General features: G+C 34.4%; 1 protein-coding gene. It reads right to left on the bottom strand.

From position 1 onward, the window contains the following. The coding region (locus CPAL_RS12125; RefSeq protein WP_278320570.1) for a carbon starvation CstA family protein at positions 1-588 on the bottom strand (588 nt) is incomplete at both ends.

Below are 588 nucleotides of genomic sequence, written 5' to 3'. Positions count from 1 at the left end.
GTTATAGCTGCAACTGCTGCAACTATTCCTACAGGAAGACCTATGCTCATTGATAATTTAAATCCTTCTGGTGCTATTAATATATAAGTTGTACATACAGCTGTCATAAAGGTAGCTGGTATAGTCGCCATCCAATGGCTCTTCTTTGTGTGTACTAAATACATTGCTGATGTCCAAAGAACTATTGTTGCTAATGTTTGGTTTGACCATCCAAAATATCTCCAAACTATATCAAAGTTTATTCTTGTTAAAATGAATCCTACTATAAATAAAGGAATACTTATTGCTAATCTATTTCTAATCGATCCTTGATTAAATTTAATTGAATCAGCTATTGTAAGTCTTGCACTTCTAAATGCTGTATCTCCAGAACTTATAGGACATGCAACAACTCCAATTACCGCTAAAGTTCCACCAATTTTTCCAAGTAAGCTATTTGTTATTGTGTTTACTACTATACCAGCATTACTATTATTTTCTGCCATGAATTTAGCAAGTCCTTCTACTCCACCAAAGAAACTCATTGATGCTGCTGCCCAAACTAAGGCAATTATGCCTTCTGCTATCATTGCTCCATAGAATACTCTT

It is taken from the genome of Clostridium thermopalmarium DSM 5974, assembly GCF_002995795.1.
Taxonomy (GTDB): domain Bacteria; phylum Bacillota; class Clostridia; order Clostridiales; family Clostridiaceae; genus Clostridium_H; species Clostridium_H thermopalmarium.
This window is presented reverse-complemented; position numbering and strand designations above follow the sequence as displayed.